This window comes from Acidovorax soli, assembly GCF_014207955.1.
Classification (GTDB): Bacteria; Pseudomonadota; Gammaproteobacteria; order Burkholderiales; family Burkholderiaceae_C; genus Acidovorax; species Acidovorax soli_A.
On record NZ_JACHLK010000012.1, the window covers coordinates 203,885 to 226,054 of the forward strand.

A 22,170-nucleotide genomic window follows, 5' to 3' on the forward strand; every position below is an offset into this window, starting at 1 on the left:
GGCCACCATGGCAAGGGTAAGCGAGAGGCGATCACCGCATGGGCGTGTCAGTTATTGATGACACTGTGACTTTCCAACCGCCAATGCAACTGGCGCTCCGTAGGCCAGTGCCACCGTGGAACTGGCTTTGCCAGGCCACGGGTGGCGTCCCCCTCAGGGGGAAGGCGCGAAGCGACTCAGGGGGGCTACACCACCCCGTCAAACACCATGACATCCACCGCCTCGCCGACCGCCACATCGCCCTGGCCATGGTGCAGCACGATGAGGCCGTTGGCCTGCACCATGGAGCTGAGCACGCCCGAGCCCTGGTTGCCGGTGGTGCAGACCTGCAGGCTGCCATCGGGCGCCGTGCTCACGGTGCCGCGCTGGTATTCGGTGCGGCCGGGCTTCTTGCGCAGGGCCTCGGTGCTGGTGGCGCGCATCAGGGGCACGGGGCTGTGGCTGCTGCCCATCATGCGCAGCAGGGCGGGGCGCACAAAGGCCAGGAAGGTGACCATCACTGCCACGGGGTTGCCGGGCAGGCCGAAGAGCACGGCATTGCGGCCGCCCGGCGCGTCGCTGGCCAGGCGCCCCACGGCCATGGGGCGGCCCGGGCGCATGGCGATGCGCCAGAAGGCCACGTCGCCCAACTGCTTCATCATGGTGCGCGTGTGGTCGGCCTCGCCCACGCTCACACCGCCGCTGGTGATGATGGCATCGGCCTGCCGGGCCGCCTGGCGGAAGGCCGCCTCCAGCAGGGCGGGTTCGTCGCGCACCACGCCGAGGTCGATCACCTCCGCACCTAGCCGCGTGAGCAGGCCGAACACGGTGTAGCGGTTGCTGTCGTACACCGCGCCTTCGCGCGGGGCCTCGCCCAGGCTCAGGATCTCGTCGCCGGTGGAAAAGTAGGCCACGCGCAGGCGGCGGTACACCGCCACCGTGGGCAGGCCCAGGCTGGCCAGCAGGCCCAGCGCGGCCGGCGTGAGCGGCTCGCCCTGCGCGAGCGCCACGCTGCCCTCCCGGATGTCCTCGCCCTTGAAGCGGCGGTTGTCACCCGGGCGCAGCACGTCGGCGGCAATGGTGATGTGGCCGTCTGCCCCGGTGGTGGTGAATTCCTGCGGCACCACGGTGTCCAGGCCGGCCGGCATGATGGCGCCGGTCATGATCTTCACGCACTCGCCTGTGGCCACCGTGCCTGCCCAGGCCTTGCCGGCCAGGGCCGTGCCCACGGGGCGCAGCGTGAGCGGCTGGCCCGGCACGAGCTGGGCACCGGCCAGGGCATAGCCGTCCATGGCCGAGTTGTCGTGCGGCGGCACGCTCACGGGCGAGACCACGTCGCTGGCCAGCACGCGCCCCAGTGCATTGAACAGGGGCAGGGTTTCGGTGCCCTGCACCGGCTGCACCAGGCGCGCGAGGAAGGCGTTGGCGTCGCCCACGCTCAGGGCCTTGGGGTCGTAGCCCTGCAGTTCAGCGGCAATCTGGGCGAGGGTCTTCATGGGCGCTCATGGGGTGTGCCGGCCTCCAGCGCATGCAGCTCGGCCAGGGTATTGGCATTGAAGAAGGCCTGCGGGTCGTCGCCCGGCGCGTTGAACGGCACGATGGCGCAGGCATGCTGGCCGGTCCACGCATCGATCTTGCGGCCACCGGCCTGGGTGAAGGCCGTGAGGCTCTCCAGCAGCTCCACGCGCAGAAGGCAGAACACGGGCTGGGGGCGTACGGCCACGTGGCCGCTGCCATCGGCCTCGGGGGCCGCCGCCATGGCGATGCTGGTACCCGCCTGCTCGGCCGCAGCGGCCAGGCGTGCCGCCAGGTCCAGCGGAAACAGGGGCGTGTCGCAGGGCACCGTCAGCATCCACGGCGTCTCGCAGCGCTCCAGCCCGGTCATGAAGCCGGCCAGCGGGCCGGCGTAGTCGGCCAGCCCATCGGGCCACACCGGGGCCCCGAATGATTCGTAGGCCGCCAGGTTGCGGTTGGCGTTGACCATGGTGGCGCCGGTCTGCAACTGTAGCCGCATCAGCGTGTGCAGCGCCAGCGGCATGCCGCGAAAGCCCTGCAGGCCCTTGTCGACCCCGCCCATGCGGGAGCCGCGGCCGCCGGCCAGCACAAGGCCGGTGATGTCCTGGATGTCAATCATGGAGGAGGGTGGGCGCGGGCAGCCTCGGCCCCGCGCATGCAAGCAAATGAAAGAAAGGCCGGCGCCGCATCATCCGCCGATGTAGCTCATCTCCACCCGGCGCGGCCCGGGTGCGGTGTCGGCGGGCAGGCTGCTGCGCAGCTCGGAGTAGCGGTCGCCGCGCTGTTGCCAGATGGGGGCGATGGCCGAGGCAATGGCCTCGTCGCTCGCGCCGCCGCGCAGCAGGCTGCGCAGGTCGTGGCCCTGGGTGGCGAACAGGCACAGGTAGAGCTGGCCCTCGGTGGACAGGCGTGCGCGGTTGCAGTCGTGGCAGAAGGCCTGCGTGACGCTGCTGATCACGCCGATCTCACCCAGCGCCGGGTCGTGCCGGCCGCTGGCGTCGGCATAGCCCCAGCGCTCGGCAGTTTCGCCGGGGCTGGCCGGGTCGAGCGGTACCAGGGGCAGGTGGGCGCGCAGGCGCGCGATCAGCTCGGCCGAAGGCAGCACCTCGTCCATGCGCCAGCCATTGGTGGCGCCCACGTCCATGTACTCGATGAAGCGCAGCGTGGTGCCCGTGCCGCGAAAGTGCCGCGCCATGGGCAATATTTCGTGGTCGTTGGTGCCGCGCTTGACCACCATGTTGACCTTGATCTGCGACAGGCCGGCCGCATGCGCGGCTTCGATGCCCGCGAGCACGTCGGCCACGGGAAAGTCCACGTCGTTCATGCGCCGGAACACCGTGTCGTCCAGGCCATCGAGGCTCACCGTCACGCGGTTCAGCCCGGCCTCCTTGAGTGCACGGGCCTTGCGCACCAGCAGCGATCCGTTGGTGGTGAGTGTGAGGTCGGGCGCCGTGCCGTCCACCGTGCGCAGCGCCGCGAGCTGCGCCACCAGCGCTTCGAGGTTCTTGCGCAGCAGGGGCTCGCCCCCCGTGAGGCGGATCTTGCGCACGCCATGCGCCAGGAACAGCCGCGCCAGGCGCGTGATCTCCTCGAAGCTCAGCAGCGCGCTGTGCGGCAGGTAGGGGTAGTCCTTGTCGAAGACTTCCTTGGGCATGCAGTAGCTGCAGCGGAAGTTGCAGCGATCCGTCACGCTGATGCGCAGGTCGCGCAGCGGGCGCCCGCGCGTGTCCACCAGGTGGCCCGTGGGCGCCTGGGCATGCAGCGGCACCACCGCCTTCAGGGCGGCGATGCGCTGGTCCACCAGGGGGATCACACGTTCGGCCATGGGGCCGATTTTGCCGCAGTTGCGGCTGGGGGCATGCTGCACCGCAGCTTGCCCCCGAAATCCGTAGGGGGCTGTTGCCGGATTAGACGCAGCGGCCGCCGTCCACTTCGATGCACACGCCATTGATGAACGAGGCCTCGTCGCTGGCAAGGTACAGCGCGGCGTTCGCCACGTCCAGCGCGGTGGAGAAGCGGCCCAGCGGGATGGTGGCCAGGAACTTGGCGCGGCGCGCATCGTCCACCGGGCCACCCGCGAACTCCGCGGCCAGGCCGGTGTCGGGGTTGAACACCGGGTTGATGCAGTTCACGCGGATGTTGTCGGGGCCCAGCTCGGCCGCCATGGATTTGCTGGTGATGATCACGGCGCCCTTGGAGCCGTTGTACCAGGTCAGGCCCGGGCGCGGGCGCAGGCCGGCGGTGGAAGCGATGTTGATGATGCTGCCGCCGCCCACCTTGCGCAGCGCCGGCACGGCGTGGATGGCCGAGAGGTAGATGCTCTTCATGTTGATGGCATAGACCTTGTCGAACTCTTCCTCGCTCACTTCGAGCATGGGGCGGTTGCGGTGCGTCCAGCCGGCGTTGTTGACCATCACGTCGAGCCGGCCGTACAGGCGCACGGCTTCATCGACCAGGGCCTTGACCTGGGCCGAGTGGGTCACGTCGGCCTTGAAGAAGGCGGCCGTGCCGCCGGCTGCGGTGATCTCGGCCACGACACGCTGGCCGCCGGCTTCGTTGATGTCATTGACGATGACTTGGGCGCCTTCGGCCGCGAGGCGCTTCGCGATGCCCTCACCAATGCCGTTGCCGGCGCCGGTGACGATGACGGACTTGTTCTGTGCACGCATGGAGTGTCTCCCTGTCTTTGGAAAATGGGGCGGTAAAAAGGGGGCGGATAAGGTCAGCGCTCGGCAGGCGGGGTTGCGGTCTCGGCCTTGAGGGCGGGCACAGGCTCGCGGCCATAGAACTGCGGAAAGTGTTCCTTCACGCCATTGCCGTTGAAGTCCCAGCCCGTGCACTGGCCCAGGTGGCGCGGCGGGTCGCCGTTGGCGGGCGGCGCGAACACGGCCGTGACGGACTGGAAGGCGGCTGTGGCCAGGTTGAACAGCAGCTCGCGCAGGTGGGTGCAACTGGCCACGCCGCCCAGGTGCTTCTGGATGGACTGGCGCCAGCCCCGGGTCATGCTGCAGCCCACCATCTGCTGCAGTGCGGCCTGGGCCAGCGGGCAGTCCTTGAGGGGGTGGGCATCCATGGCCACCTCGATGGCCTGCACCACGAGCTGGCGGTCCACCGTCACGCGCAGCAGCATGTGGTGGATGGGCTCGCCCGCACGGCGCATGCCCTGGCCGCGGTGCACGGGGGCATCGTAGGCCTTGCTGTCGTGCAGCTCGCCTTCGATGTCCCACAGGCCATCGTCGCGTTCGAAGCCCTGGTAGGTCACACGCCGGACATGCCGGGCGGTGCGGGGGGCGGGGGGGCTCAGGGGCATGGGAGAAAAAAGAATCTTCGCAAATCGCACTGTCCCGCGGCCAGCGCGGGGCAGGGGACTGGTCAACCGTGCTTGATGGCCACGGTCTTGAGCGTGGTGAAGCCGTACAGCGCCTCGAAGCCCTTCTCGCGCCCGTAGCCGCTGGACTTCACGCCGCCGAAGGGCAGCTCCACGCCGCCACCGGCGCCGTAGTTGTTGATGAACACCTGGCCGCTGTGCACGCGCTTGGCCATGCGGAACTGGCGCGCGCCGTCGCGTGTCCAGATGCCGGCCACCAGGCCGAACTGGGTGGCATTGGCCAGCTCCACGGCGTGGTCCTCGTCCTGGAAGGCCATGGCCGAGAGCACGGGGCCAAACACCTCTTCCTGTGCCAGGCGGTGCTGCACCGGCACGTCGCGCAGCAGCGTGGGGGCCTGGTAGAAGCCGCCTTCGGGCGATTCGTCCACCACCACGCCCTGGGCCACCATGGGGATGCCGGCCACCTGTGCGTCCGACAGGAAGTCCCACACGCGCTGCTGCTGGGTCTGGCGGATCAGCGGGCCCACGTCCAGGTCCATGGCCGCGGGGCCCACGCGCAGGGCCTCGAAGGCCTTGCCCAGGCGCTCGAGCAGGGATTCATAGATCAGCGAATCGATCAGCACGCGCGAGCCGGCGCTGCAGGTCTGGCCGGCGTTCTGCACGATGGCGTTGATCACCACCGGCACGGCGGCATCGAGGTCGGCATCGGCGAAGATGATCTGCGGGCTCTTGCCGCCCAGCTCCAGCGTCACGGGGCAGTGGCGCTCGGCCGCCACCTGCTGGATCAGCGTGCCGATCTTGGGGCTGCCGGTGAAGCTGATGTGGTCGATGCCCGGGTGGCGCGCCAGCGCGTCGCCCACCTCATGGCCGTAGCCGGTGACGATGTTGATCGCCCCCGCGGGGAAGCCCACCTCGGCCGCGAGCTGGGCCACGCGGATCAGCGACAGGCAGGCGTCCTCAGCCGGCTTGACCACGCAGACATTGCCGGCGGCCAGGGCACCGCCCACGCTGCGGCCGAAGATCTGCATCGGATAGTTCCAGGGGATCACATGGCCCGTCACGCCGTGCGGCTCGCGCCAGGTGAGCACGCTGTAGCCGTCCAGGTAGGGCAGGGTCTCGCCATGCAGCTTGTCGCAGGCCCCGGCGTAGAACTCGAAGTAGCGCGCCAGCGCCAGCGTGTCGGCACGCGCCTGCTTGGTGGGTTTGCCGCAGTCGCGCTGCTCCAGCGCGGTCAGCTCGTCGGCATGCTCGAGCACCTTGGCCGACAGGCGCTGCAGCAGGCGGCCACGCTCGGCCGGCGCCAGGCGCTGCCAGACGGCGTTGTAGCACTGGCGCGCCGCATGCACCGCCGCGTCGATGTCGTCGGCATTGCTGCGCTGGATTTCGTCGAAGGGTTGGCCGTCGGACGGGTCGATCACGGGCAGCGTGCGACCCGACGAAGACGGCACGGAGGCGTTGGCGATGTAGTTCAGTTGCATGGTGCGATTGTGCCCGGAAATGCAATGTGTGCTTAGTATTTTAATGGACAGCCAGACGGGTTGCTAACCCGCAGATGCTGGTCGCTATCGTTTCAGTAGCAGGTGGCGCGCAAGGCCGCCAGGTCCAGGATCTCCACCTCACCGCGGTGCACGCGCACCAGGGAACGGCCCTCCAGGTCCTTCAGGATCTGGTTGGTGGTCTGGCGCGAGATCGCCAGCATCAGCGACAGCTGCTCCTGCGAGATGCCGATCACCCGGCGCGACTGGCCCTCGGCCGTCCACTGGCCGTAGCCCTCGGCCATCATCACCAGGCGGCGCGCCAGGCGCTGGCCGGCGGGCAGCAGGGCCAGCTCCTCGATGGCCACGAAGGCCGTGCGCAGCTTGTCGGTGAGCAAGAGGGCCAGCGCGTGCCAGTGCTGCGGGTGGGCGGTGAGCCAGGCCTGCAGCGGCTCGTGCGGTATCTGCAGCAGGGTGCTGGCTTCGGCCGCATGGGCATCGTGCGTGCGGGCCGAATTGTCGAACACGGAGATCTCGCCAAACCAGTGCGGCGGCTCCAGCCGCGTGAGCATGGCGGCACGTGCCTCGTCGGCCCGCCCGCCCGTGCCCGAAATGTTGATCGCGCCACGCACCACGGCGTACAGGCCGCAGGGCGCATCGCCGCGTAGAAAGAGCACCTCCCCCGGCGCCAACTGGCGCAGGTGGGCCATGGCCAGCAGCGGCTGGGCGAAATCGGGGGGCAGGTGGGCGAACCAGCGGCCGGTCTGGAGCACGGGGAGGTGGGCGGCGGGGTCGGTCATGCAGGGCGGGACGGGACGAGGCGGGAAAGGGGGCAGGGCGTTGTGTCGGCTTTCCGACAGACTGTGGCCGGGCATCGGGCGAGTATGGATGCTGCTCAAAACAATACCAGGAGACACCCATGAAAACCCTGATCGACCACCTGGCCCAGTACGCCGACTACCACCGCGACCCGCGCAACATCCACACCCACTTCGTGGGCGTGCCCATGATCATGTTCGCCGTGGTGATCCTGCTCTCGCGCCCGGTGTGGCTGCTGGGCGGGCTGCCCGTGGGCCTGGCCCTGGTGGCGGCCATCGCGGCCAGCGTTTTCTACTTCCGGCTCGATACGCGCTACGGCCTGGTGATGGCCACGCTGCTGGCCGCCATGCTGGCCGGCGGCCAGTGGCTGGCGCAGCAAAGCACCACGCTGTGGCTGGCCACGGGCGTGGGCCTGTTCGCCGTGGGCTGGGTCATCCAGTTCGTGGGCCATTACTACGAAGGCCGCAAGCCCGCCTTCGTGGACGACCTGGTGGGTCTGATCATCGGGCCCTTGTTCGTGGTCGCCGAGCTGGGCTTCCTCATGGGCCTGCGCAAGGATGTGCAGCACGCCATCGAGCAGTGCAGCGGCCCCGTGCGTCTGCGCACCGGCCCCGCGGCCACCGTCTGATCCCGCGCTTCTCCGATCGTTGATTTCTTGCCCATGGCACTGCGTGGCGGTGCCGTGGGCTTTTTCACAGGAGCGCGGCCGACCCATGGCCGCGTGCATATCCCATGAGTTTTGTTTCCATCCTGCCCACGCTGCTGTTCATCGCGCTGGGCCTGGTCATGTTCGGCCTGGGCCTGTCGCTCACCGTGGCCGATTTCAGGCGCCTGCTGCAGTACCCGCGTGCCGTGCTGCTGGCCCTGGTGCTGCAGGTGCTGGTGCTGCCTGCGGCCTGCTATGGCCTCATCGTGCTGCTCGGTGTGCCGCCGCTCTACGCCGTGGGCCTGATGCTGCTGGCGGCCTCGCCGGGCGGGGTGTCGGCCAACCTCTTCAGCCACCTGTTCGGCGGCAATGTGGCGATGAACATCTCGCTCACGGCCATCAACACGCTGCTGTCCATCGTGAGCCTGCCGCTCATCACCAACTGGGCCATCGCCACCTTCGCCAAGACCGGCCAGGTGGTGCCGCTGCAGTTCGGCAAGGTGCTGGAGGTGATCGTGATCGTGCTCATCCCCGTGGTCGTGGGCATGTGGGTGCACCGGCGTGCGCCGGCCTTCAGCGCACGCATGGAAAAGCCCATGAAGCTCTTCAGCGCCCTGGTGCTGGCGGCCTTTGCGCTGATCGCCATCGCCAAGGAGTGGGCGGCGCTGTCGGCCTCGTTTGCCGACATCGGGCCGGCCGTGCTGCTGTTCAACGCGCTGAGCCTGGGCGTGGGCTATTTCCTGCCGCGTGCTTTGGGCATGGACAAGTCCATGGCCACGGCCATCGGCTTCGAGATCGGCATCCACAACTCCACGCTGGCGATCTTCATCGCGCTGTCGGTGCTGAACAACTTCCAGCTCGCGCTGCCGGCGGCCATCTACTCGGTCAGCATGTACATCATGGCGCCGCTGTTCGGCATGCTGGTGCTGCGCAGACAGGGGCAGAACGCCCCTGTGAACCCCTGACCTACTGCTTGCCTTCCACGCTGTTGCGCATGGCGGTCTGCGCGACGGCGTCCAGGGCCACGTCCACCACAGGCTGCTGGCTGAGCACCTGCAGGCTGCCCTGCTGGATGCACCGGTCAAGCAGCCGCAGCGTCATCGACTGGGTGCGGCCGGAGGCGTTGGTGAAGAGGAAGAAGGTGCCGTGCGAGCCGACCCAGGACAGCTGGGTGCGCTCCCACTGGCCTGCCACCAGCAGATTGACCCAGCTGCCGACGGCCAGCGCAGGCCTGGCGGGTGCATCCGCCGGGGTGGGGGTCGGCAGGGGTTCCAGATCCCCAGGCACGGAGGGCTGCAAGTCGTCCATGAAGCCGGAATCCTGGGCTTCCGATGGCGCGACCCATGGCTCTTCATCCAGAAGCAGGTCCGGTGGCTCCACAGACTCCGCGCCCGGTGGCGGCGCTGGAGAATGGGACGGAGCGGCGGGCTTGGGCCCGCCCTGGAAGGCCTGCTGGTGCAACTGCATCAATTGCTCGAAGACCGCTTCGGTCCTGTCCGCGGGGTAGTCGATCAGTGCCAGGCCATCGCGCAGCCGGGCCAGCAGTTGGGGAATCAGGCGCGCGAGTTCGCCGGTGTGCATGCGGGTCAGCTCGGGCTGCGCGCTCCAGACCAGGATGCCCACCAGCTCCTGGTAGCTGCCCGGGTCGGCGCTGCCGGTCTTGTCGGCCAGGCGTGCCTGGGCTATGACCTGGGCCCAGGGGCCGAGCAGGAACTGGGCAATCTCGCCGGGAATGTGGTCGATCTGCGGCAGCAGCCGGATTTCGCCGGATATCTGGGCCGCCAGCAGATGGCGCTGCTCCGCGTGCTGCAGCGCCTCGATGGCACGCTGGCGCTCCTGTTCGCGCGCCTGCTCGCCGCCTGCCCATTGCGCGTGCAACTGCTGGCGGACCTGCTCGAAGTCGTCGGCACTTTCGATGGTGGCCGAGGCCAGCGGGCCGGCCAAGTCCATGAGGGAGCGCATGAAGTGCTTGAAGCCGGGCGCCTCGGCCCCGTTGAAGGCCATGGCGTGGTCGGTGATGTCCTGCAGCAGACGGCGCGCGGGGTGTTCCTTGTTGCTGAAGAAACGTGGGTCGGCCAGCGCCAGCTGCATCAGGGCGGGCTCCAGGGCCCGCACGAACTGCTGCACGGGCCAGGGCAGCCGGCTGTCGCGCGCGATGTTGTCCACCATGAGCGCGACGACCTCCATGCTGAGGGCATCCCCCAGGCCCGCCGCGCGCCGCTGCCCCGGGCCGTTGCCCGGCTGGGCGCCCAGGCGCTCCATCATCTGGCCGACCTGGTTCATCTCCTGCAGCGCCTCGAAGGCGGCAGGCACGGTCATGGCGAAATCCGTGGCGGGCGGATCGATCTGGGGAAGCACGGCCGGGCTCTCGAATTCGCGTGCAAAACGTTCCGCGAAGGGCTCGTCCGCCGCCGGAGGCTGTGCCGGCGCGGCCTGGCTGCTGAACTCGCCAATCAGCAGGCGGCGCAGCCGGTCCAGCGTCAGCAGCGGGTCGCCGGAGCCTGCCGCTGCGGGTAGCCCCAAGTCCATGCCCATGCCTGTTTCGGCCCCGAACCCGGGGGATACGCCATCGCCGGCCGGTGCCACATACACCACCTGGCCGTCGGCCTGGCGCATGGCGTAGCCTGCGGGCTGCACGCCGCCCTGTTTGAGCTTGTCGATCTGGGCCAGGTAGAGCCCGCGCAGCTCGCTGCCCAAGGCCTTGGCCATGTGGGCCATCCAGTCCTGCCGCACCTGCGCCGGGGCCTGCATCTGCGATACCACGGCCTGCAGCGCCTGCAGGAAGACCTCGGGGCGCAGGGGGTTGTGCTCGGGCTGCACCCGGGGCAGGCCCCGGGCGGCGCACACCAGCGCGTCGAGGTCGGCCAGCGGCCCTTCCACGGCCGATGCCAGGACCTGCGTGGCGCGGGCGCGTTCGATGCTTTCGGTGACCTGCGACTCATCCATCAGTTCGAGCTCGTCGAAATGGATGGTGAACAGCGAGCGCGAGGGTTTTTCCTCCCCCGGTGCCGTGGTCTGCTGTTCGAGTGCCTTGCGCAGCGCGCCGGGGTAGCGTTCGCCCATCACCGAGGTGAGCCGCATGAGCTGCTGCTGGGCTTCGAGCATGCCCTGGTGCTCGCCCGGCGTGCGGGCCTGGTCCTGGCGCTGTTGCAGGGACATGCGCGTCGCCTCGGCGACGCGCTCCATCAACTGCCGGGAATCCGCCAGCACGCCCTGGACGAGGCGCTGGTAGTGTGGGGCGTTGCCGTCGCTGAAAGCCTTGTCGGGCGGTGCGGATTGTGTCAAGGCCATCTTCTCTGGGGAGTAGCAGGATACCTGCGATGGTACGCGGGCTTGCTGACCAGGTGGTGAAGATCCTCAGGCAGATGGCCTGGGCCTCGTCCAGGTCAGCAGCACCAACGTGCACACGGTGCCCAGCGCCACCAGGGCGCACAGCTGGGGCAAGGCGGCCACGAGCGGCGCACCCAACTGGTTCAGGCGCAGCGAGGCCTGCACGCCCGAGGTGCTGGGCAGCAGCCAGCGCAGCCACTGCAGTGCCTCGGGCAGGGCTTCCACGGGCCACGAGAAGCCGGCCACGAAGGCGATCGGCAGCGTGGTGAACAGCAGCACCTGCAGTGCGCGCTCGCGGTTGCCCACCCACAGGCCGACCAGGGCCCCCAGGGCCGCGATGGCCGGCACGTAGCAGGCCAGCAGCGCCAGGGCGCCCAGCGGGTTGCCGCCGCGCGGGTAGTCGTGCAGCAGGAAGATCCAGCCGAAGTAGAAGGCGCCGCTCGCCCAGCCCAGCGTGCACAGTGCCAGCAGTCGGCCCATCCAGGTGCGGGCACGGGCGCGGTGCCGGCCAGCCTCCACCCAGGTGCCGGTGAGCATGGCCGCGCCCATGAGCAGCGTCTGCTGCAGGATGAGCAGCGCCACGGCGGGTACGACGAAGCTGCCATAGCCCTCGGTCGGGTTGAACAGCGCCACCATCTGCAGCTGCACCGGGTTGCGGCTGGCGGCGGCCTGCTGGGCGCTCTGGCCCGCGGCCTGCAGCTTGCGCATCTCGATGCCGGCGGACACGGTGCCCACGGCCTCGGCAAAGCCGTACTGCACGGCCTTGTTGAGCAGTGCATAGGCGCCATTGCCTTCCACGCGCACCAGGGCTTCCTCGCCGCGCACCACGCTGCGCTTGAGGTCGCGCGGCAGCAGCGCATAGCCTTCCACCTCGCCGCGCCACAGCGCCTCCTGTGCCTCGCGCTCGCTGGCGGTCACCAGGCGCACCTCGATGCGCGGGTCGGCCTCGGCAAAGCGCGTGATCTGGCGCGACAGGCTGCTGCCGTCCAGGTCGACCACGGCCACGGGCACGCGTGTCAGCACCTCGTCGGTGTAGAACCAGGGGTAGAAAAAGCCGTACAGCACCGGCGCGGCCACGAGCAGCAGCAGCACGCCCTTGTCGCGGCAGATGGCGGTCAGCGCCTGCAGCCAGGCACCCAAGAGGTTCGATGGCTCGGCCAAAGGTTCGTAGCGTGCGTCCATCACCGTCCTCCCCAGCTCTGCGGCTTGCTGCGCGCCAGGTGCAGCGCCGCGCTGCCGGCCATGAGCAGCACGGCCGTGGCCAGCATCAGCGCCACCACGGTGGGGACACTGGTGCGCAGCGGCGCGCCCATCTGCAGCTGCTCGATCTGCAGGCGGATGTAGTGCGTGTAGGGCATGGCCTCGGCCCAGGCGCGCGCGCTGGCCGGCATGCCCGCCAGCGGAAAACCCACGCCGCTGAACGCAAAGGCCGGCGCCGCGAAGAAGCCCGCGCCCGACAGCGCCGTGCGCAGCGAGCGGGTGAGGCCCGCCAGCGCCGCGCCGGCCGCGACCGACACCGCCATCAGCAGCGCCAGGCCCACCGCCACCCAGGCCAGGTTGCCCGGCGGATGCCAGCCGCGCCCCCAGGTGATGCCCGCCAGCGCCATCAGCGCCACCAGCGTGAGCGAGGCCCAGGGCAGGGCCAGCTTGCCGAGCAAGGCGCTGGCGGTGTGCAGCAGGCCGCCTTCCGTGCCCAGCCAGTCGCCCAGCGAGCGGTCGCGCAACTCGCGGCCCACGGTCCAGGCGCCGGCCGTCATGGCCAGGATGTGCAGCAGCGCCGGGATCAGCGCCGCGCCCAGGAACTGCTCGTAGTTGGTGGACACGTTGAACAGCGCCAGCAGCTGCGTGTGGATGGGCTCCATGCTCACGCGCACGGCCTTCGCGGGCTCGCCGCGCTTGTTGCGCGCCGCCATCTCGATGCCGGCCGACAGCGTGCCCACTGCGGCGCGCACATCGCGCTGCAACACGCCCGAATGCGTGCCCAGCTGCGCGTTGTGCAGCAGCGTGACCTGGGCCGTGCGACCCTCTTTCACAGTGCGCGCAAAGTCGCGCGGGATGGTGACCACGGCATAGACCTCCACACTGCGCAGTGCGCGCTCGGCCTCGGCCGTGTTGGCGTGGTGCTGCACCACCTGCAGGCCGGGCGTGGCGTTGAGCATGCGCACCAACTGGCGCGACAGGGCCGAGTGGTCGTCGTCCAGCACGCCCACGGGCAGGTGGCGCGGAATGCCGGCCGAGAAGATCCAGCCCATGAGCAGCACCGCCAGCAGCGGCACCCAGGTGACCATGGCCAGGTCCCAGGGGCTGGCAAGCAGGCGTCGTGCCTCGCGGCGAAAGCTGTGGACCAGGGAATTCATGGCGTGGTCAAGAGGCAGGGCGTTGCGCGCTGGCTCATTGCACCAGCACCGTCATGCCGGGGCGGGCACCTTCGATGGGGGCGGCCGGGCGGGCGCGCACTTCGAAGGTGCGCACGTCGAAGCCCTGGCCGGCGCGCGTGGCGCGCCAGGTGGCAAAGTCGGGCAGGGCGGCCGTGTGGTAGACCTTGAAGCGCACGGGCTTTGCGGTGCTGCCCAGGGCGGGCAGCGTGGCCTCGAACTCCTGGCCGATGGCAAAGCGCTGCAGGCGGTCCTCGCGCACGTTCAGTACCACCCACTGGTCGGTCAGGTCCACCACGGTGACCACGGCCACGCCCTGGGGCGAGAGTTCGCCGCTGCGCGCCAGCACCTTGGCGACCTCGCCGGCCACAGGGCTCTTGAGTTCGGTCTCGGCCTGGGCGGCCTGCACTTCGGCCACCACGCCCGCCACCTGGCGTGCCTGGGCAATCGCGGCGCTGCGGTCTTCGGGCCGGGCACCGGCGCGCGCCAGCTCGTACTGCGCCTTGGCGGCCAGGGCCTGGTCGCGCGCGGCCTTGTGGTTGGCCTCGGCCTCGTCGCGCTTTTGCGCGGCCACCAGGCCCTCACGGGCCAGACCGTCCACGCGGCGGTAGGACGATTCGGCCAGCTCGGCCGCCGTCACGGCACGCTGCCAGGCCAGGCGGGCCATCTCCACCTCCTGCGGGCGGGCGCCATGCTGGGCCTTGTCGGCCACGGCCTGGGCGGCCTCCTGCGCCGCGGTGGCCTGGGCCAGCTTGGCCTGCACCTCGGGGCTGTCCATGCGGATCAGCGGAGCGCCCACGACGATCTGGTCGCCTTCCTTCACCAGGATCTGCGCGATGCGTGCCGTGACCTTGGGCGCGATGTCGGCCTCGCGCGCCTCCATCTGACCCTGGAAGACCTCGGGTGCCGGCTGCGAGGCCTTCCACAGGCCGTAGCCCACGAAGCCGGCCGCTGCCACCAGGGCCACCGCGCCCAGGGCCATGGCAGGCTTGCTGCCCCGGCCGTTGTTCTTGTTGTTGCTGCTGGTATCGCTCATGTTCAATCCACCTTCACATCGGCACGCGCCATGTATTTGCCAAATTCATCGGAGAGGCCGCAGGCCTCGAGCAGCTCGGCCAGGGCCTTCACGTAGTCATGGGCGGCCTGGGCCCGCTCGGTCTGCGCCTTGGCCTGGTTGACCTGGGCGTCGATCAGGTCCAGCGTGGTGCTGGTGCCGGCCCGCAGGCCCGAGCTGCGCAGGCGCAGCACCTCGTCGGCCAGCTCCAGCCCGGGTTGCAGGGCGAAGTAGGCGCGGCGCGCCTGCTCCAGCGCCTGCCAGCGTTTTTCCACCAGCAGCGCAATGTCGTTCTGCGCCTGGGCACCGGTGCGCTCGGCCTGTTCGATCTGGCGTGAGGACGAGGCCGCCAGCGCATCGCGGTCGATGGAGTCCCACAGCGTGAAGCGCACGCCGATGCCGGCTACCCAGTCGGCGTCCCGGCCGGTCTTGAGCTGGCGCTGGCCGAAGGCGAACACCTGGGGCTTGCGCAGGGCCTCCTGTGCGGCATGCAACTGCTCGGCCTGGCCCTTCTTGGCGGCCACCTTGGCCAGGCCCGGGTGGCGCTGCAGGGCGGCATCGACGAAATAGGGCAGGGGCTCCACCGGCTGGCCCAGCACGAACAGCGGGCTCGTGGGCGTCACGCGCTCGCTGGCCTTGACCGTGCGGGCCAGTGCCGTGGCGGCCAGGTCGGCATCGTCGCGCGCCTTGCGCGCGTTGCGGCGCGCCTCCTCCAGCGCGGCGCGCGCCTGCAGGCGCTCCACGCGGGCAATCACGCCGGCGTCCAGCATCTTCTGCGCCGCTGCGTCGTGCTGCTCGATGGTGGCCAGGGCCGATTCGCGCAGCCGGGCCGCCTGCTCGGCCAATTGGGCGCCAAAGTAGCGCTGCACCAGCACCGTGGTGACCTCATGGCCGGTCTTGTCGGCATCGGCACGTACCTCGGCGGCCTGCGCCTGCACCAGGCCGCGCGCCGCATCACCCGCGCCACCCATGTAGATCGGCCAGATGCCAGAGACCGAGGTGCTGGTGTCCGATTTGTGGCGGTTCAGGGTGTAGCTGGCCGGCAGGTGGGGCAATTGGGCCAGCGAGCCAGCCAATTGGGGCGGCAGCTGCTGCAGCACGCCGGGCAGGGCCTGGTTCACGGGGTTCAGGTCGAGGTCCAGGTTGGCGTTGTAGGCATACGCCGCGCCGCTCAGCGAGACCACCGGGCCGCCCAGGCGCGCCAGGGCCTGGCGGCGCAACTGGGCGCTTTCGACCGCGCTGCGCGATGCGGCGAGCTGGTCGGAGCGTGCCGTGAGCTGCTCCAGGGCGGCGTTGAAGGCCATGGGCTGGGCCTGTGCAGGCCCTTGCAGGGCGAGCAGGGACAGCACGGCTGCGGCGCGCAGCGTGGGCATGCGAAGGCAAAAGCGGGGCCTGCCGGCCGCCGTGTGCGGCCGGTTCGTGGTGTGCAAGGTCATGGTGTCGTCGGGTGGTCGGTGGGCTCAGCGTGCGCCCACCGGGGTGTAGGCATCGCGGTGGTCGGCGAGCCAGCGCTCGGAGCGGTCGCTGCCATGCTGGCTGGGGTGAAAGTCGCGCCGCAGGTAGGCGCGCCAGGGGCGCCAGCTCTCGCGCACCAGGCCGCCCCGGCCGAACAGCAAGCGCGCCGCACTGGTCCAGGTGCCCCAGCGCCACAGGGTGCCGTCGCGGCGCAGGTTGCCCACGGTCTGGCGCAGCACATCGCCCAGGAACACCAGCGTGATGCGGCGGAACCAGGTGATGCGCCAGGCATGGTCGCCGCCCAGGGCCTGGTAGATCTCGAAGGCCGTGCTCTTGTGCTCGGCCTCTTCGGCGCAGTGCCATTGCCACATGGTGGCCAGGCGGGGCTCGGCGCCTTCCAGCACCTGTGGATGGGCCAGCAGCCACTCGGCCAGCAGGGCGGTGAAGTGCTCGTTGGCGGCGGTCACCGCCAGGGGGTGGCGCACATCGGCACCGTCGAAGAGCTTCATGCGCTCGGCCGCGCGCGGCCCCCAGGTGTTGACCAGGCCCTGCGTGTCGAGATGGCCGTTGAACAGCGCATGGATGCGCCGGTGCGTGGCCTCCTGCCCGATGAAGCCGCGCACCTCGTCGGCGTACTGCGCCTGCCGCTCGGCGGGCAGGGCCTTGTGGCCATTGCGCACGGCGTCGATGAAGAACTGCTCGCCCACGGGGAAGCTCATCGACAGCGCATTGAAGAACGCCGTGCGAAAGGCGTCGCCACCGCACCAGTGGCGTTCGAAGGGCGCCGTGAGGTCGATGAGCAGGCGGCGGACGACGAGTTCGGTCATGGCAGGCTCCCGGGGTGAAAAGGCTTTGGTACGTTGTGGTACCAAGCGCCTATGATGCGACTGGAATGTGGTACTGTCAAGTACCTTTTCGGATATTCCCAGGAATTCCTTCCCGCCGCCATGACCGAAGCCCCGACCGTTGCCAGCCCCTCCACCGTGCACCGCTCCCGCCTGCTGGAAGGCATGGCGCGGGCCGTGGCCGCGCGCGGCTATGCCGACACCACCATCGCCGACATCGTGCGCGAGGCCAGCGTCTCGCGCCGCACCTTCTACGAGAACTTCGGCGACAAGGCCGAGTGCCTGATCGCGCTCTACGAGGTCGCCAGCGGCAATGCCATCACCGTGCTGCGCAATGCCATCGATCCGCACAGCGAGTGGCAGACGCAGGTAGAGCAGGCCCTCAAGGCCTACTTCGGCGTGCTCGAACGCAACCCCGTGCTGCTGCGCACGCTGTTCGTGGAGATGCTGGGCCTGGGCCCGGCGGGCCTGGCCGCGCGCCGCCGGGCCAACCAGCAGCTGGCCGACCTGATGCTCGACGTGGTGAACAACCGCCCGGGCGAACGCCTGCGCAAGGCCCCGCTGCAGCCCAAGATGGCCATGGCGGTGGTGGGTGGCATCAACGAAATGGTGCTGCAGTCCATCGAGGAGGGCCGCGCCAGCGACCTGCAGGAGCTGGTGGAGCCCGCAGCGATGCTGCTGCGCGCGGCGATCTCCGCGGAGTTCTGAGCCGAGGCCGCCAGGGGGCTCGATTTCAATGCTCCGTAGCGCTACGTGCGGCCCACAGCCGATGAGACTGGCGCGGCCCAAACCAGTACCCCCGTGCAAGGGCCGCCCCGCCGCACCGGGGGCGTCCCCCTCCCAGATTGCAAAGCAATATGAGAGAGGGGTGAAGGCGCGGAGCGCCTCAGGGGGGGCTTCATCTCACACCTCGTTGGCGATCTCGATCAGGTTCTCATCGGGGTCGTAGATATAGACCGAGCGCAGGCGGTGCTGCGCCCCTGTGGCGCCCACCGGCCCCTGCACCACGGCCACGCCTTCGGCGGCCAGGTGCACCAGCACCTCGTCGAGCGGCGTGCGCGTAAGAAAGCACAGGTCGCCCGATCCCGCCGTGGCGTGGCGCACGTTGGGGTCCACCACCGTGCCGACTTCGTGCAAATTGATCTTCTGCGCGCCGAAATGCAGGGCGTGGCGCCCCGGCTTGAACTCGCGCGCCTGCATGCCGAGCACGCGCTCGTAGAAGGCGATGGTGGCCGGGATGCTGGCGACGGTCAGGACCACATGGTCCAGCGATTGCACGGTGAGGGGCATGGTGGCGTAGGGGGCGTTTCGGCAAATAAAAAGGCCCGCCGAAGCGGGCCGTGGCTGCATGGGCAATGGCTGCAGGGTATCAGCCCTTGTGGAAGCTCACCACCAGCGGCACGATGAGCAAGGCCACGATGTTGATGATCTTGATCAGCGGGTTGATGGCCGGGCCGGCCGTGTCCTTGTAGGGGTCGCCCACGGTGTCGCCGGTCACGGCGGCCTTGTGCGCCTCGCTGCCCTTGCCGCCGTGGTGGCCGTCCTCGATGTACTTCTTGGCGTTGTCCCAGGCGCCGCCGCCCGTACACATGGAGATGGCGACGAACAGGCCGGTGACGATGGTGCCCATGAGCAGGCCGCCCAGGGCCTTGGGCCCCAGGGCCAGGCCCACCACGATGGGCACGACCACGGGCAGCAGGCTCGGGACCACCATCTCCTTGATGGCGGCGCTGGTCAGCATGTCCACGGCCTTGCCGTACTCGGGCTTGCCCGTGCCGTCCATGATGCCCTTGATGGTGCTGAACTGGCGGCGCACCTCCACCACCACGGCGCCGGCAGCGCGGCCCACGGCCTCCATGGCCATGGCGCCGAACAGGTAGGGGATGAGCCCGCCGATGAACAGGCCCACGATGACCAGCGGGTCCGACAGGTCGAACGAAATCGCCTTGCCATAGGTCTCCAGCTTGTGCGTGTAGTCGGCGAACAGCACCAGCGCGGCCAGGCCCGCCGAGCCGATGGCATAGCCCTTGGTCACCGCCTTGGTGGTATTGCCCACGGCGTCCAGCGGGTCGGTGATGTCGCGCACGCTGCTGGGCAGCTCGGCCATCTCGGCAATGCCGCCGGCGTTGTCGGTGATGGGGCCGTAGGCGTCCAGCGCCACCACGATGCCCGCCATGCTCAGCATGGACATGGCCGCCACGGCGATGCCGTACAGGCCTGCGAGCTGGTAGGCCGCCAGGATGGCGACGCAGACAAAGACCACGGGCCAGGCCGTGGAGCGCATGGACACGCCCAGCCCGGCGATGATGTTGGTGCCGTGGCCCGTGGTGGAGGCCTGCGCGATGTGCTTGACCGGCGAGTACTGCGTGCCGGTGTAGAACTCGGTGATCCACACCAGCACGGCGGTGAGCACCAGGCCCGTGGCGCAGGCGCCGAACAGGCGCATCTGGCTGCCGCTGGCCGTGATGGCGTTGTCCGGCATGATCCACACCGTGACGAAGTAGAACGCGACGAGCGAAAGCACGCCCGCGATCGCCAGGCCCTTGTACAGGGCAGGCATCACGTTCTTCATGCCCGGCGAGGCCTTCACGAAGAAGCAGCCGATGATGGAGGCCACGATGGACACGGCGCCCAGCGCCAGCGGGTAGACCACGGCGTGGCCGGGGGCCTTGGCCACCATCAGCGCGCCCAGCACCATGGTGGCGATCAGCGTCACCGCATAGGTCTCGAACAGGTCGGCCGCCATGCCGGCGCAGTCACCCACGTTGTCGCCCACGTTGTCGGCGATCACGGCGGGGTTGCGCGGATCGTCCTCGGGGATGCCGGCCTCCACCTTGCCCACCAGGTCGGCGCCCACGTCGGCGCCCTTGGTGAAGATGCCGCCGCCCAGGCGCGCGAAGATCGAAATCAGCGAGGAGCCGAAGGCAAAGCCGATCAGCGGGTTGAGCGCTTCGGCCAGCATGGGCCCCGTGGCCCCGCCGCGCGCCAGCGCCCAGTAAAAGCCCGTGACGCCGAGCAGGCCCAGGCCCACCACCAGCATGCCGGTGATGGCGCCGCCGCGGAAGGCCACGTCGAGCGCGGGGCCGATGCCCTGCGTGGCGGCCTGCGCCGTGCGCACATTGGCGCGCACCGAGACATTCATGCCGATGAAGCCGCAGGCGCCCGAGAGAAAGGCGCCCAGCACGAAGCCGAGCGCAGAGGTCAGGTCCAGAAAGGCGCCGATGAGGATGGCCAGCACCACGCCGACGATGGCAATGGTCTTGTACTGCCGGGCCAGGTAGGCCGCTGCGCCAGCCTGGATGGCGGCGGCAATTTCCTGCATGCGCGCGTTGCCTGCATCCTTGGCCAGAATCCAGCCGCGGGCCCAGATGCCATAGGCCACCGCAATCAATCCGCAAACCACTGCCAGTATCAGAGGGGACGTCAGCGCTGAGTTGTCAGCCATTCATTTCTCCTTGGTTTTTCAGTTGCACGGAAAGGAAACACAACGCAGGCCGGTAGTGCTTCCGCTGCGTTGCTTCCTCGTGCTCCTCCCGGAGTCGATTGGCCAACAGACCCAATTTACAGGCAAACAGGGGTTTGCAAGCGGGCAGAAAGGGGCATGCGCCTAAAATCAGGGTTAATCCCGACGCTCTGGGCCTTGAACCGGGCTCGCGGGTTATCGTTCCAAACCACTCTCCAAAGACATGTCCCTGAACCACGTACCCCCAGGCAAGAACGCCCCAGACGCCTTCAACGTCGTCATCGAGATCCCGATGAACGCCGACCCGATCAAGTACGAGGTGGACAAGGAATCGGGCGCGATCTTCGTGGACCGCTTCATGACCACCGCCATGCACTACCCCACCAACTACGGCTATGTGCCGCAGACCTTGTCGGGCGACGGCGACCCGGTGGACGTGCTGGTGATCACCCCCTACCCGTTGTTCCCTGGCGTGGTCGTGCCCTGCCGCCCCATCGGCATCCTGATGATGGAAGACGAAGCCGGCGTGGACGGCAAGGTGCTGGCCGTGCCCACCGACAAGGTGCTGCCCATCTACACCCACTGGCAGAAGGTGGAAGACGTGAACCCGATGCGCCTGAAGGCCATCAGCCACTTCTTCGAGCACTACAAGGACCTGGAAGCCGGCAAGTGGGTCAAGGTGCTGGGCTGGGAAGGCCTGGACGCCGCCAAGAAGGAAATCATGGACGGCATCGCCAACTTCAAGGCCAAGAACAACGCGGCCTGATCGCCTGCAGCGGCCGCCCCGTGGGTGGCCCACCGCGCACAAAGCATGCATGCCCTCGCGGGCATGCATGCTTTTTTTCATGGAAACCCCGCACTGTGCAGAGCCCCCGCCGTTGCTAGACTGGTTCCATCCAGGGTGGCGGTGCGCAATCCCGCGCCCGCCCCGGCAGGGATGGCCATGGCCAAGGGGTGATATGAAGATTTCCGACGTGCGTATCGGGCTCAAGCTGGGGGTGGGGTTCTGTGCCCTGGTGCTGCTCACGGCCCTGTTGGGGGCGGTCTCGCTGTTCCAGCTGTCCCGCATCCACCACAACGCGCAGGAGATCGCGAGCAACCTGCTGCCCAGCGTGGGCTACACGGGCGAACTGCGGGTGCTGATGAACCGCATGCGGCGTTCCGAAGCCGGCATGATCACCGCGCGCAGCACGGCCGAAGTCCAGGCCTTTGCCGAGCAGATGGTGGCGCGCGCCAAGGACCTGGAGCGCGTGGAAGCGCAGTACGAACCGCTGGTCAGCCCGGGTGAGGAACGCGAGGCCTTCCAGGCCTTTCGCACGCGCAAGGCCGCCTACTACAAGCTCCAGTCCAACCTGATCGAGGTCGCCAAGGCGGTGGACTTCAGCACCAACGACACCCTGGCCCTGAGTGCCGACGCCTTGTCCGGGCTGTTTGCCGGCGAATCCGAGACGGCTTTCGTGGCCGCCGCCGAAACCCTGGGCCAGTTGCAGAAGATCAACTCCGCGCAAGCCGACCAGGAGCAGGCCGAAGTGCAGTCGGTGTTCCAGGCGGCCCGCGTCTGGGTGCTGGGCACGCTGGCCGCCTGCGTGGCGCTGGCCCTGGTGCTGGGCGTGTCCATCACGCGCTCGGTCACGCGCCCTGCGGGCCAGGCCGTGTCTGCGGCACGCTCCATTGCCGAAGGCGACCTCACCGCGGCCATGCCGGCCCATGGCAAGGATGAAATGGGCCAGTTGCTCTCTGCACTCGAAGACATGCGGACCAACCTGGCCCGCGTGGTCACGGGCGTGCGAAGCAACGCCGAAAGCGTGGCCTCGGCCAGCGCGCAGATTGCCTCGGGCAACAACGACCTGAGCGCCCGCACCGAACAGCAGGCCTCGGCCCTGGAA

Annotated in this window: 20 protein-coding genes; 5 read left to right on the plus strand and 15 right to left on the minus strand. The window is 69.1% G+C overall.

Annotated features, from left to right (window positions below; translation table 11 throughout):
* Positions 1 to 185 precede the first annotated feature (185 nt).
* The 7 genes from glp to HNP48_RS25605 all read right to left on the minus strand — a co-directional run bounded on the left by glp (position 186) and on the right by HNP48_RS25605 (position 7,097).
* A complete protein-coding gene (glp, locus tag HNP48_RS25575) occupies positions 186 to 1,475 on the minus strand; it encodes a gephyrin-like molybdotransferase Glp (protein WP_184862451.1) in 1,290 nt (429 codons plus the stop codon).
* Positions 1,472 to 2,113 (minus strand): molybdenum cofactor guanylyltransferase MobA, encoded by a 642-nt coding sequence (gene mobA / locus HNP48_RS25580; protein WP_184862453.1) that lies wholly within the window; start codon positions 2,111 to 2,113, stop codon positions 1,472 to 1,474. Before mobA ends, glp begins: the two co-directional genes overlap by 4 nt.
* A 69-nt stretch (positions 2,114 to 2,182) precedes the next feature.
* A complete protein-coding gene (gene moaA, locus HNP48_RS25585) occupies positions 2,183 to 3,319 on the minus strand; it encodes a GTP 3',8-cyclase MoaA (RefSeq protein WP_184862455.1) in 1,137 nt (378 codons plus the stop codon).
* Between the two features lie 82 nt (positions 3,320 to 3,401).
* Positions 3,402 to 4,163: an SDR family oxidoreductase gene (locus HNP48_RS25590; RefSeq protein WP_184862457.1), complete on the minus strand. Its 762-nt coding sequence runs from the start codon at positions 4,161 to 4,163 to the stop codon at positions 3,402 to 3,404.
* A gap of 53 nt (positions 4,164 to 4,216) precedes the next feature.
* The gene (locus HNP48_RS25595; RefSeq protein ID WP_184862459.1) at positions 4,217 to 4,804 is read right to left on the minus strand and encodes a DUF2889 domain-containing protein; all 588 of its coding nucleotides are present in this window, start codon (positions 4,802 to 4,804) and stop codon (positions 4,217 to 4,219) included.
* 62 nt (positions 4,805 to 4,866) lie between these two features.
* Positions 4,867 to 6,300, minus strand: coding sequence for an aldehyde dehydrogenase family protein (locus HNP48_RS25600; RefSeq protein WP_184862461.1), 1,434 nt, complete (start codon positions 6,298 to 6,300; stop codon positions 4,867 to 4,869).
* A gap of 92 nt (positions 6,301 to 6,392) precedes the next feature.
* On the minus strand, positions 6,393 to 7,097 hold the full coding sequence (locus tag HNP48_RS25605; RefSeq protein WP_184862463.1) for a Crp/Fnr family transcriptional regulator: 705 nt from the start codon (positions 7,095 to 7,097) through the stop codon (positions 6,393 to 6,395).
* Positions 7,098 to 7,216: 119 nt separating this feature from the next.
* On the opposite strand from HNP48_RS25605, the gene HNP48_RS25610 reads away from it, so the two are divergent.
* Complete coding sequence (locus tag HNP48_RS25610; protein ID WP_184862465.1) at positions 7,217 to 7,744, plus strand: DUF962 domain-containing protein; 528 nt, start codon at positions 7,217 to 7,219, stop codon at positions 7,742 to 7,744.
* Between the two features lie 104 nt (positions 7,745 to 7,848).
* Positions 7,849 to 8,727 carry a bile acid:sodium symporter family protein gene (locus tag HNP48_RS25615; RefSeq protein ID WP_184862467.1) on the plus strand — a complete coding sequence of 293 codons (879 nt, stop codon included), beginning with the start codon at positions 7,849 to 7,851 and terminating at the stop codon, positions 8,725 to 8,727.
* Position 8,728: 1 nt separating this feature from the next.
* Here HNP48_RS25615 and HNP48_RS25620 read toward each other — a convergent pair whose 3' ends face one another.
* The 6 genes from HNP48_RS25620 to HNP48_RS25645 all read right to left on the minus strand — a co-directional run bounded on the left by HNP48_RS25620 (position 8,729) and on the right by HNP48_RS25645 (position 16,803).
* Positions 8,729 to 11,053, minus strand: a complete 2,325-nt coding sequence (locus HNP48_RS25620) for a DUF1631 family protein (protein ID WP_184862469.1) — start codon at positions 11,051 to 11,053, stop codon at positions 8,729 to 8,731.
* 66 nt (positions 11,054 to 11,119) lie between these two features.
* Positions 11,120 to 12,274: an ABC transporter permease gene (locus HNP48_RS25625; protein ID WP_184862471.1), complete on the minus strand. Its 1,155-nt coding sequence runs from the start codon at positions 12,272 to 12,274 to the stop codon at positions 11,120 to 11,122.
* Positions 12,274 to 13,449 (minus strand): ABC transporter permease, encoded by a 1,176-nt coding sequence (locus tag HNP48_RS25630; protein ID WP_184862473.1) that lies wholly within the window; start codon positions 13,447 to 13,449, stop codon positions 12,274 to 12,276. The genes HNP48_RS25625 and HNP48_RS25630 overlap by 1 nt, the downstream gene beginning before the upstream one ends.
* A 34-nt stretch (positions 13,450 to 13,483) precedes the next feature.
* Positions 13,484 to 14,503 (minus strand): efflux RND transporter periplasmic adaptor subunit, encoded by a 1,020-nt coding sequence (locus tag HNP48_RS25635; protein WP_184862475.1) that lies wholly within the window; start codon positions 14,501 to 14,503, stop codon positions 13,484 to 13,486.
* Positions 14,504 to 14,505: 2 nt separating this feature from the next.
* On the minus strand, positions 14,506 to 15,957 hold the full coding sequence (locus HNP48_RS25640) for a TolC family protein (RefSeq protein WP_184862477.1): 1,452 nt from the start codon (positions 15,955 to 15,957) through the stop codon (positions 14,506 to 14,508).
* 24 nt (positions 15,958 to 15,981) lie between these two features.
* On the minus strand, positions 15,982 to 16,803 hold the full coding sequence (locus HNP48_RS25645) for a metal-dependent hydrolase (RefSeq protein WP_184862479.1): 822 nt from the start codon (positions 16,801 to 16,803) through the stop codon (positions 15,982 to 15,984).
* A 120-nt stretch (positions 16,804 to 16,923) separates the two neighbouring features.
* Here HNP48_RS25645 and HNP48_RS25650 point away from each other — a divergent pair, with 120 nt between their 5' ends.
* Positions 16,924 to 17,529 (plus strand): TetR/AcrR family transcriptional regulator, encoded by a 606-nt coding sequence (locus HNP48_RS25650; RefSeq protein WP_184862481.1) that lies wholly within the window; start codon positions 16,924 to 16,926, stop codon positions 17,527 to 17,529.
* Between the two features lie 195 nt (positions 17,530 to 17,724).
* Here the strand turns inward: HNP48_RS25650 and HNP48_RS25655 are convergent, their stop codons facing one another.
* Together HNP48_RS25655 and HNP48_RS25660 are read right to left on the minus strand one after the other, a co-directional pair.
* Positions 17,725 to 18,111 (minus strand): VOC family protein, encoded by a 387-nt coding sequence (locus HNP48_RS25655; RefSeq protein ID WP_184862483.1) that lies wholly within the window; start codon positions 18,109 to 18,111, stop codon positions 17,725 to 17,727.
* 79 nt (positions 18,112 to 18,190) lie between these two features.
* On the minus strand, positions 18,191 to 20,266 hold the full coding sequence (locus tag HNP48_RS25660; RefSeq protein ID WP_184862484.1) for a sodium-translocating pyrophosphatase: 2,076 nt from the start codon (positions 20,264 to 20,266) through the stop codon (positions 18,191 to 18,193).
* Positions 20,267 to 20,507: 241 nt separating this feature from the next.
* Here HNP48_RS25660 and ppa point away from each other — a divergent pair, with 241 nt between their 5' ends.
* Both ppa and HNP48_RS25670 read left to right on the plus strand, forming a co-directional pair.
* Positions 20,508 to 21,050, plus strand: coding sequence for an inorganic diphosphatase (ppa, locus tag HNP48_RS25665; RefSeq protein WP_184862486.1), 543 nt, complete (start codon positions 20,508 to 20,510; stop codon positions 21,048 to 21,050).
* 193 nt (positions 21,051 to 21,243) lie between these two features.
* Positions 21,244 to 22,170 (plus strand): MCP four helix bundle domain-containing protein (locus tag HNP48_RS25670; RefSeq protein WP_184862488.1); only part of this gene is annotated, 927 nt, incomplete at its 3' end.